This window comes from Pseudomonas cichorii (assembly GCF_015471405.1).
GTDB lineage: Bacteria > Pseudomonadota > Gammaproteobacteria > Pseudomonadales > Pseudomonadaceae > Aquipseudomonas > Aquipseudomonas serbiensis.
The window spans coordinates 366,512-376,978 of sequence record NZ_BLVZ01000007.1; the positions used below are offsets into that span (position 1 = coordinate 366,512).

General features: G+C 58.2%; 10 protein-coding genes. 8 read left to right on the forward strand and 2 right to left on the reverse strand.

Annotated features, from left to right (window positions below; translation table 11 throughout):
* Positions 1-52 precede the first annotated feature (52 nt).
* From JL015_RS13590 to hisC, 5 genes are all read left to right on the forward strand, one after another.
* Positions 53-292 carry a BolA family protein gene (locus tag JL015_RS13590; protein WP_025261768.1) on the forward strand — a complete coding sequence of 80 codons (240 nt, stop codon included), beginning with the start codon at positions 53-55 and terminating at the stop codon, positions 290-292.
* Positions 293-314: 22 nt separating this feature from the next.
* Positions 315-1,580 carry a UDP-N-acetylglucosamine 1-carboxyvinyltransferase gene (gene murA / locus JL015_RS13595; RefSeq protein WP_025261767.1) on the forward strand — a complete coding sequence of 422 codons (1,266 nt, stop codon included), beginning with the start codon at positions 315-317 and terminating at the stop codon, positions 1,578-1,580.
* Between the two features lie 159 nt (positions 1,581-1,739).
* A complete protein-coding gene (gene hisG / locus JL015_RS13600) occupies positions 1,740-2,375 on the forward strand; it encodes an ATP phosphoribosyltransferase (RefSeq protein WP_201005761.1) in 636 nt (211 codons plus the stop codon).
* A gap of 123 nt (positions 2,376-2,498) precedes the next feature.
* Positions 2,499-3,845: a histidinol dehydrogenase gene (gene hisD, locus JL015_RS13605; RefSeq protein ID WP_201018796.1), complete on the forward strand. Its 1,347-nt coding sequence runs from the start codon at positions 2,499-2,501 to the stop codon at positions 3,843-3,845.
* Positions 3,845-4,897, forward strand: a complete 1,053-nt coding sequence (hisC, locus tag JL015_RS13610) for a histidinol-phosphate transaminase (RefSeq protein ID WP_201018797.1) — start codon at positions 3,845-3,847, stop codon at positions 4,895-4,897. The genes hisD and hisC overlap by 1 nt, the downstream gene beginning before the upstream one ends.
* A 60-nt stretch (positions 4,898-4,957) precedes the next feature.
* Here the strand turns inward: hisC and algW are convergent, their stop codons facing one another.
* Positions 4,958-6,118, reverse strand: coding sequence for a Do family serine endopeptidase AlgW (algW, locus tag JL015_RS13615; RefSeq protein WP_201005755.1), 1,161 nt, complete (start codon positions 6,116-6,118; stop codon positions 4,958-4,960).
* Between the two features lie 110 nt (positions 6,119-6,228).
* Here algW and JL015_RS13620 point away from each other — a divergent pair, with 110 nt between their 5' ends.
* From JL015_RS13620 to cysN, 3 genes are all read left to right on the forward strand, one after another.
* Complete coding sequence (locus tag JL015_RS13620) at positions 6,229-6,987, forward strand: Nif3-like dinuclear metal center hexameric protein (protein WP_201005753.1); 759 nt, start codon at positions 6,229-6,231, stop codon at positions 6,985-6,987.
* 215 nt (positions 6,988-7,202) lie between these two features.
* Positions 7,203-8,120, forward strand: a complete 918-nt coding sequence (gene cysD / locus JL015_RS13625) for a sulfate adenylyltransferase subunit CysD (RefSeq protein ID WP_201005743.1) — start codon at positions 7,203-7,205, stop codon at positions 8,118-8,120.
* A gap of 172 nt (positions 8,121-8,292) precedes the next feature.
* Positions 8,293-10,191 (forward strand): sulfate adenylyltransferase subunit CysN, encoded by a 1,899-nt coding sequence (gene cysN, locus JL015_RS13630; RefSeq protein ID WP_201018798.1) that lies wholly within the window; start codon positions 8,293-8,295, stop codon positions 10,189-10,191.
* Between the two features lie 101 nt (positions 10,192-10,292).
* On the opposite strand, the gene JL015_RS13635 is transcribed toward cysN, so the two are convergent.
* The coding region (locus tag JL015_RS13635; protein ID WP_201018799.1) for an integrase core domain-containing protein at positions 10,293-10,467 on the reverse strand (175 nt) is incomplete at its 5' end.

The window sequence follows — 10,467 nt, forward strand, 5'->3', positions numbered from 1 at the left end:
TTTTTTGTATGATGGCCGACCCGCGCGCGTAGGGCGCCGATCGAGGTTAAGCATGCAGGCTGTAGAAGTTAAGAGCTTCCTTGAAGGAAAGCTGCCCGAAATCCAGGTGGAAGTTGAAGGCCAAGGCTGCAATTTCCAGCTGAACATCATTAGTGACGAGATGGCCAGCCTGAGCCCCGTCAAGCGTCAGCAAAACATCTATGCCCATCTGAACCCTTGGATTGCCGATGGCAGTATCCACGCGGTCACTATGAAATTTTTCAGCCGCGCTGCCTGGGCCGAGCGCACCTGAGCCAATTGGTGTCGAGATTCTAATGGATAAATTGATTATTACCGGCGGCGTTCGTCTTGATGGCGAAATTCGCATTTCCGGGGCAAAGAACTCCGCCCTGCCGATCCTCTCGGCAACATTGCTGGCCGATGGGCCTGTAGTTGTTCAGAACCTGCCGCACCTGCACGACATCACCACCATGATCGAGCTGTTCGGTCGGATGGGCATCGAGCCTGTGATCGACGAAAAACTCAGCGTCGAGATCGACCCGCGCACCATCAAGACACTGGTTGCGCCGTACGAGCTGGTGAAAACCATGCGTGCGTCGATTCTGGTGCTGGGGCCGATGGTTGCCCGTTTCGGTGAAGCTGAAGTCGCACTCCCTGGCGGCTGCGCCATCGGTTCGCGTCCGGTTGACCTGCACATCCGTGGCCTTGAAGCCATGGGCGCAATCATTGATGTCGAAGGTGGCTACATCAAGGCCAAGGCCCCTGAAGGCGGCCTGCGTGGTGCCAACTTCTTCTTCGATACCGTGAGCGTGACCGGTACCGAGAACATCATGATGGCTGCCAGCCTGGCAAACGGCCGCAGCGTCCTGCAAAACGCCGCTCGCGAGCCTGAAGTCGTCGATCTGGCGAACTTCCTGATCGCCATGGGGGCGAAAATCCAGGGTGCCGGTACCGATACCATCACCATTGATGGCGTGAAGCGCCTGGGGTCAGCGACTTATAAAGTCATGCCGGACCGTATCGAAACCGGTACTTACCTGGTTGCCGCTGCTGCCACCGGTGGCCGGGTCAAGGTCAAGGACACCGACCCAACGATTCTTGAGGCGGTATTGCTCAAGCTTCAGGAAGCCGGCGCTGAAATCACCAGCGGCGAAGACTGGATCGAGCTGAACATGCACGGCAAGCGCCCCAAGGCGGTCAACGTGCGTACTGCGCCTTACCCGGCGTTCCCGACCGATATGCAGGCGCAGTTCATCTCGCTCAACGCTATCGCGGAAGGCACTGGTGCGGTTATCGAAACCATCTTTGAAAACCGCTTCATGCACGTCTATGAAATGCATCGCATGGGCGCGCATATTCAGGTTGAAGGCAACACTGCAATCGTGACCGGAACCGAAGTGCTCAAGGGCGCGCCTGTGATGGCGACCGACCTGCGTGCATCGGCCAGTCTGGTGATCTCGGCGCTGGTTGCTCAGGGCGATACTCTGATCGATCGCATCTACCACATCGACCGTGGTTACGAGTGCATCGAAGAGAAGCTGCAAATGCTGGGTGCCAAGATCCGTCGCGTTCCGGGCTAGTAGCATGTGGCTCTGCTGCCCCTGGGGGAGTGGAGCCACCTGATTCATGCTGGTGCGATTTCTGATTCGTTTTACCTTGAGCCAGTAATATCGGGCTCAAGTGTTGCTCTGGGCCACCTGCGCAGGGCAAAAGTTTCCTGATAAGGACTTACGTTTTCCATGTTGACCATCGCACTGTCCAAGGGCCGTATCCTCGACGATACACTGCCGCTTCTTGCCGAAGCGGGCATTGTGCCGACCGAGAATCCGGACAAGAGCCGCAAGCTGATCATCCCCACGACTCAAGACGACGTACGCCTGCTGATCGTGCGCGCTACCGATGTGCCGACCTATGTCGAGCATGGCGCTGCCGATCTGGGTGTTGCGGGCAAGGATGTGTTGATGGAGTACAGCGGCCAGGGGTTGTATGAGCCGCTGGATCTGCAGATTGCCAAGTGCAAGCTCATGACCGCAGGAGCCATTGGCGCAGCCGAGCCAAAAGGCCGCCTGCGTGTGGCGACCAAGTTCGTGAATGTTGCCAAGCGTTATTACGCCGAGCAGGGTCGTCAGGTCGATATCATCAAGCTCTATGGCTCGATGGAACTGGCTCCGCTGATCGGTCTGGCCGACAAGATCATCGACGTGGTCGACACTGGCAACACCTTGCGCGCCAACGGTCTTGAGCCCCAGGAACTGATCGCAACCATCAGTTCGCGTCTGGTGGTGAACAAGGCTTCGATGAAAATGCAGCATGCGCGCATCCAGGCGCTCATCGACACACTGCGCAAGGCAGTGGAGTCGCGACACCGCAGCTGATCTGATTGCGCGGCCTTGAGTCGCGTCCAGCTATCCGTGTCATAGCCAAATTTCTCAGGTGCCTGCGCGGATAGCTTGGTAGCTTATGGCACCTGAGCATCCGCCACTTATTGAGATATCGCTATGACCACTCCCACTGCAATACGCCGACTCGATGCTGCCGATCCGGATTTCGCACGACATCTGGATCATCTGCTGAGCTGGGAAAGTGTGTCTGACGATTCGGTCAACCAGCGTGTGCTCGACATCATCAAGGCCGTGCGTGAGCGTGGTGACGCCGCCCTGGTCGAGTTCACCCAGCGTTTCGATGGCCTGCAAGTGGCGTCGATGGCTGACCTTATCCTGCCTCGCGAGCGCCTGGAACTGGCGCTGACACGCATTTCCCCGGCCCAGCGCCAGGCGCTGGAAACGGCTGCCGCCCGGGTGCGCAGCTACCACGAAAAGCAGAAGCAGGACTCCTGGAGCTACACCGAAGCCGATGGCACGGTGCTTGGCCAGAAAGTCACGCCTCTGGATCGTGCTGGCCTGTACGTGCCAGGTGGCAAGGCCTCTTATCCTTCATCGGTATTGATGAATGCCATTCCGGCGAAAGTGGCCGGCGTGACTGAAGTGGTCATGGTCGTGCCGACTCCGCGTGGCGAGATCAACGAGCTGGTACTGGCCGCTGCCTGCATCGCTGGTGTGGATCGCGTCTTCACCATTGGTGGCGCGCAGGCCGTTGCCGCACTGGCGTACGGGACTGAAAGCGTGCCTCAGGTCGATAAAGTCGTCGGCCCCGGCAACATTTATGTCGCCACTGCCAAGCGCCATGTGTTCGGTCAGGTCGGCATCGACATGATTGCCGGGCCTTCGGAAATCCTCGTGGTGTGCGATGGCCAGACCGATCCGGACTGGATTGCCATGGACCTGTTCTCCCAGGCCGAGCACGACGAGGACGCCCAGGCGATTCTGGTCAGCCCCGATGCCGAGTTCCTCGACAAGGTTGCCGCCAGCATCACCCGTTTGCTGCCGACCATGGAGCGTGCTGCCATCGTCGAAACCTCGATCAACGGCCGCGGTGCCTTGATCAAGGTGGCCGACATGCAGCAAGCCATCGATGTCGCCAACCGTATCGCGCCGGAACACCTTGAGCTGTCGGTTGCCGATCCTGAGGCCTGGCTGCCGCAGATTCGTCATGCCGGTGCGATTTTCATGGGACGCCACACGTCCGAGGCATTGGGTGACTACTGCGCCGGTCCGAACCATGTGCTGCCGACTTCCGGCACTGCGCGTTTCTCTTCGCCGCTGGGTGTCTATGACTTCCAGAAGCGTTCATCGATCATCTACTGCTCGCCGCAAGGCGCATCCGAGCTGGGCAAGACCGCTTCGATCCTGGCCCGTGGCGAATCGTTGACCGGCCATGCTCGCAGTGCCGAGTACCGTATCACCGATACCAACTGGAGTGCGGGCAGCACAGAGGAAGGCAAGTAATGAGTAAATTCTGGAGTCCTTTCGTCAGCAGTCTGGTGCCTTATGTGCCGGGTGAGCAACCGAAGCTGACCAAGTTGGTCAAGCTCAATACCAATGAAAACCCTTACGGCCCTTCGCCCAAGGCGCTTGAGGCGATGCGGGCTGCATTGACCGATGATCTGCGTCTGTACCCGGATCCCAACAGCGACCTGCTCAAGCAGGCGGTTGCTGGCTATTACGGCGTACAAGCCAGCCAGGTGTTCCTGGGCAATGGTTCCGATGAAGTGCTGGCGCACATTTTCCACGCACTGTTCCAGCACGATAAGCCGTTGCTGTTCCCGGATATCAGCTACAGCTTCTATCCGGTCTACTGCGGTCTGTACGGCATTGACTATGACGCTGTCGCACTGGACGAAAAGTTCCAGATTCGCGTGGCCGATTATGCCAGGCCGAACGCCGGCATCATCTTCCCGAATCCGAACGCACCCACCGGCTGCCTGCTGCCGCTGGAAGCGGTCGAGCAGATCGTCAAGGCCAGCCCGGATTCGGTCGTGGTGGTCGATGAGGCGTATGTCGATTTTGGCGGCGAAACGGCGATAGCGCTGGTTGACCGTTATCCGAACCTGCTGGTGACCCAGACGTTGTCCAAGTCCCGTTCACTGGCCGGGCTGCGGGTCGGGTTTGCGGTAGGTCATCCTGATCTGATCGAGGCATTGGAGCGAGTCAAGAACAGCTTCAACTCCTACCCTCTGGATCGTCTGGCGATTGTCGGTGCGACCGCAGCCTTCGAAGATCGGGAGCACTTCGATTTTACCCGTAATGCGGTGATCGCCAGCCGTGAGGCATTGGTCGAGAAGCTGGAAGGTATTGGCTTTGAAGTGCTGCCTTCGGCGGCCAACTTCATCTTTGCCCGCCACCCGCAACATGATGCGGCAGGCCTGGCAGCGAAGCTGCGCGAGCAGGGCGTTATCGTGCGTCACTTCAAACAGGAGCGCATTGCCCAGTTCCTGCGTATCAGCATCGGTACGGCTGAGCAGAATCAGGCCTTGCTGGATGGGTTGAGCGGGATCTAGTTCTTTCGCGAACGAATTCGCTCCTGCTGTGTGGGAGTGAATTCATTCGCGAAGACGGTTTTACTGTTCCTTCACTGCCGGCGTCGGTGCCGGTGGTGGCCGCAGGCCGACCTCGGCGCTCAGGCGCAATTCCTTGCCGTTGCGCATGACATCAATCGCTATCTTGTCCTTTGGCTTGGTGCGCGCCACCTGGTTCATCGAGCGTCGGCCGTCACCTGCCGGTTCGCCATTGATGCTCAGGATCACATCTCCCAGTTGCAGGCCGGCTTTCTGTGCCGGGCCATCGCGGAAGATTCCTGCGACCACAATCCCTGGGCGATCTTTCAGGCCGAAGGAGTCGGCCAGTTCCTGCGTCAGGGGTTGAACTTCGATACCCAGCCAGCCACGAATGACCTGACCGTGCTCGATGATCGACTTCATGACATCCATCGCCAGTTTGGTCGGGATAGCAAAGCCGATGCCTTGCGAGCCGCCTGACTTGGAGAAGATTGCGGTATTGATGCCGGTCAGGTTGCCAGCAGCATCCACCAGCGCGCCACCCGAGTTGCCGGGGTTGATGGCGGCGTCGGTCTGGATGAAGTCTTCATAGGTATTGAGGCCCAACTGGTTGCGGCCGGTCGCGCTGATGATGCCCATGGTGACGGTCTGGCCCACCCCGAACGGGTTGCCGATGGCCAGTGCCACGTCGCCGATACGAATGCTGTCGGAGCGGGCAATGGTGATGGAAGGCAGGTTTTTCAGGTCGATCTTCAGAACGGCCAGATCGGTTTCAGGATCGTTGCCAATCACTCGTGCGATGGTTTCGCGACCGTCCTTGAGAGCGACCACGATCTGGTCCGCACCCGTCGTAACGTGGTTGTTGGTCAGCAGGTAGCCTTCGGGGCTCATGATCACACCGGAGCCGAGGCTGGATTCCATGCGTTTCTGCTTGGGAACGTTGTCGCCGAAGAACCTTCTGAACTGAGGGTCCTCGAACATGGGGTTGTTGCTCTTGTTGACCATCTTGGTGGTGTAGAGATTGACCACGGCTGGTGCAGCGGCACTCACTGCATCGGCATAAGACGTCGGGCCCTGCATCACTACAGTGGCCTTGGGAGCCTGTTGCAGGTTTACATCCCGGCTGGGCAGCCCTACCCATTCCGGGTAACGCTGAATAATCAACATGGCGATGAGCACGCCAGCCAGCAATGGCCAGCCGAAAAAGCGCAGTGCCTTTAACATTGAGCAAGTCCTGATGGTTACAGGCGCAAAGATTTTTCCGCGGGTGCGCCATAATGGCGGGCATTATACGAGCACAAAGCAGCTCTGAACTGCATATTTAGGAGTCTTTTATGGCTGTTGCCCTGAGTACCCTGGTCGAAGAGGCCGACCGTTATCTCAACAGTGCCCGCATTCAGGATTACTGCCCCAATGGTTTGCAGGTCGAAGGTCGTCCGCAGATCATGCGTATCGTCAGTGGTGTGACGGCCAGCCAGGCCTTGCTGGACGCAGCGGTCGAGGCTCAGGCCGACCTGATTCTGGTCCACCATGGTTACTTCTGGAAGGGCGAGAATCCCTGTGTCGTGGGCATGAAGCAGCGTCGTTTGAAGACATTGCTCAAGCATGACATCAGCCTGCTGGCCTATCACCTGCCTCTGGATGTGCATCCAGATGTGGGCAATAACGTGCAGTTGGCTCGCCAGTTGGACATTACGGTCGAAGGTCCGCTGGACCCCGAGAATCCCAAGGTGGTCGGTCTGGTCGGTTCCCTTTCCGAGCCGGTGACGCCTCGCGACTTTGCCCGTCGCGTGCAGGACGCGCTGGGGCGTGAGCCGTTATTGATCGAAGGTAGCCAGATGATCCGTCGTGTCGGCTGGTGCAGCGGTGGAGGGCAGGGCTATATCGATCAGGCAGTGCTTGAGGGCGTGGACTTGTTCCTCAGTGGCGAAGCCTCGGAACAGACCTTCCACAGTGCCCGTGAGAACGACATCAGCTTTATCGCCGCGGGGCACCACGCCACCGAACGCTATGGTGTTCAGGCCTTGGGTGACTACCTGGCACGGCGTTTTGCCCTTGAGCATATTTTCATCGATTGCCCGAATCCGATCTGAAACAGGCGCGTGAAAATTCAGCGTGACCGAGCGCAGCAGTTTTCACGCTGTCTGGGAAGGTCCAAACGACGAGCTATATGGATAGATCGTTTCGATCTATCCAGCGCGCTGATCCTGCGGTATCCCTCATGATAAAGTGCGCGGCTCGAATACGGCCCGCTGGCCGCCCGGGGGGATTTTTCCCGGCCCACAACGATTGCAATCCGTGAGTAACCATGGTTGACAAACTGACGCATCTGAAACAGCTGGAAGCGGAAAGCATCCACATCATCCGCGAGGTCGCCGCCGAGTTCGACAACCCGGTGATGTTGTACTCGATCGGCAAGGACTCTGCCGTGATGCTGCATCTGGCACGCAAGGCCTTCTTTCCGGGCAAACTGCCGTTCCCGGTCATGCACGTCGATACCCGGTGGAAATTCCGGGAAATGTATAGCTTCCGCGACAAGATGGTCGAGGAAATGGGCCTGGATCTGATCACCCACGTCAACCCTGATGGTGTTGCGCAGGGCATCAACCCTTTCACCCACGGCAGTGCCAAGCACACCGATATCATGAAGACCGAGGGCCTGAAGCAGGCACTGGACAAGCATGGTTTCGACGCAGCTTTCGGCGGCGCGCGGCGTGACGAGGAAAAATCCCGTGCCAAGGAACGTGTCTACTCGTTCCGCGACAGCAAGCATCGCTGGGATCCGAAGAACCAGCGTCCCGAGCTGTGGAACGTCTATAACGGCAACGTCAACAAGGGCGAGTCGATCCGCGTCTTCCCGCTGTCGAACTGGACTGAACTGGACATCTGGCAGTACATCTACCTCGAAGGCATCCCGATCGTGCCGCTGTACTTTGCAGCCGAGCGCGACGTCATCGAGAAGAACGGCACCCTGATCATGATCGACGACGATCGCATCCTCGAGCACCTTACCGACGAGGAAAAGGCTCGCATCGTCAAAAAGAAAGTGCGCTTCCGTACCCTCGGCTGCTACCCGCTGACCGGTGCCGTCGAATCCGAAGCCACCAGCCTGACCGACATCATCCAGGAAATGCTCCTGACACGAACTTCCGAACGCCAGGGCCGGGTCATCGACCACGACGGCGCAGGTTCGATGGAAGAAAAGAAACGGCAGGGGTATTTCTAAGCTTCAAGTTACAAGCGGCAAGCTGCAAGTTGGAAGCACATTGCGTAGCTTCGGGGTTTTGCAGGTTGCCGCCCTTTGTGGGCGTATTTGAGCGCTCATAACAAAAAAATTCTGACTAGTTGTACGCCGACAAGCTTGCCGCTTGAAGCTTACAGCTTGGAGCTTAAACCCTATGAGCCATCAATCCGAATTGATCAGCGAGGACATCCTCGCCTATCTGGGCCAGCACGAACGCAAGGAAATGCTGCGCTTTCTTACCTGTGGCAACGTCGATGACGGCAAGAGCACGCTGATCGGGCGTCTGCTGCATGACTCCAAGATGATCTATGAAGATCACCTGGAAGCCATTACCCGCGACTCGAAGAAGTCCGGCACCACTGGCGATGACGTGGATCTGGCGTTGCTGGTGGATGGCCTGCAGGCCGAGCGTGAGCAGGGCATCACCATTGATGTCGCTTATCGCTATTTCTCTACTGCCAAGCGCAAGTTCATCATTGCCGATACGCCGGGCCACGAGCAGTACACCCGTAACATGGCGACCGGTGCATCGACCTGCGATCTGGCGATCATTCTGGTCGATGCCCGTTATGGCGTTCAGACCCAGACCCGTCGTCACAGCTACATCGCCTCGCTGCTGGGCATCAAGCACATTGTCGTGGCCATCAACAAGATGGACCTCAATGGCTTCGATGAGAGCATTTTCGAGTCGATCAAGGCCGATTACCTGAAGTTTGCCGAAGGCCTGGCCTTCAAGCCGACCACCATGGCATTCGTGCCGATGTCGGCCCTCAAGGGCGATAACGTGGTGAACAAGAGCGAGCGTTCGCCCTGGTACACCGGTCAGTCGTTGATGGAAATTCTGGAAACCGTGGAGATCTCCAGTGACCGCAACTATGCGGACCTGCGTTTCCCGGTGCAGTACGTCAACCGCCCGAACCTGAACTTCCGTGGCTTCGCTGGCACTCTGGCCAGCGGCATCGTGCATAAGGGCGATGAAATCGTCGTGCTGCCGTCGGGCAAGAGCAGTCGCATCAAGTCCATCGTCACCTTTGAAGGTGAACTGGAGCAGGCAGGTCCAGGCCAGGCCGTGACCCTGACTATGGAAGACGAGATCGATATCTCCCGTGGTGACCTGTTGGTGCATGCCGACAACGTTCCGCAAGTCAGCGATGCATTCGATGCCATGCTGGTATGGATGGCTGAAGAGCCGATGCTGCCGGGCAAGAAATACGACATCAAGCGCGCTACCAGCTACGTGCCGGGCTCGATTGCCAGCATCACACATCGCGTCGATGTGAACACGCTGGTCGAAGGTCCTGCCAGCGCCTTGCAACTGAACGAGATTGGCCGCGTCAAGATCAGCCTCGATGCACCTATCGCGCTGGACGGTTACGAAAGCAACCGCACCACCGGTGCGTTCATCGTCATTGATCGCCTGACCAACGGCACTGTCGCGGCGGGCATGATCATCGCCAAGCCAGTCAGTGCGGGCGGCGCGAATCACCATGGCGAACTGGCTCACGTGTCGACTCAGGAACGCGCCCAGCGCTTCGGTCAGCAACCGGCTACCGTGCTGTTCAGCGGTCTGTCGGGCGCAGGCAAAAGCACGCTGGCCTACGCGGTCGAGCGCAAGCTGTTCGACATGGGGCGTGCGGTTTATGTCCTCGATGGCCAGAACCTGCGTCACGACCTGAACAAAGGTCTGCCACAGAACCGTGCCGGTCGTACCGAGAACTGGAGCCGTGCTGCTCACGTAGCCCGTCAGTTCAACGAAGCCGGCCTGCTGACCCTGGCAGCCTTCGTCGCACCGGATGCAGAAGGCCGTGAGCGCGCCAAGGCGCTGCTTGGCAAGGAACGTTTGTTGACCGTCTACGTCCAGGCTTCGCCAAGCGCCTGCCGCGAGCGTGATCCGCAAGGTCTGTATGCCGCCGATGGCGACAACATCCCAGGCGAATCTTTCCCGTACGACGTACCGCTGGATGCCGACCTCGTGATCGATACACAGTCGTTGAGCGTGGAAGAGGGCGTCAAGCTGGTGCTGGATCTGCTTCGTACTCGCGGCGCTATCTAAGCGCACCGTCTTTGCGAATGAATTGGCTCCCACAGTGTAGGAGCCAATTCATTCGCGAAATGCGTGTCTAGTCCTGAAATAGGTTTACACCTGTTTCAGTCTCAAAACGCCCGATGCACCGCATCGGGCGTTTTGTATTTCAAGGCCAGATGAGGCCGCTCTTCGTTATAGATCAGCACTGACTCATCCACCATTTTCACTGCATCAGCCAGATCTTTAGGCCGATGGAGTAAAAACTCGGTTTTCAAAATCCCGTTTACTCGTTCGGCCATAGCG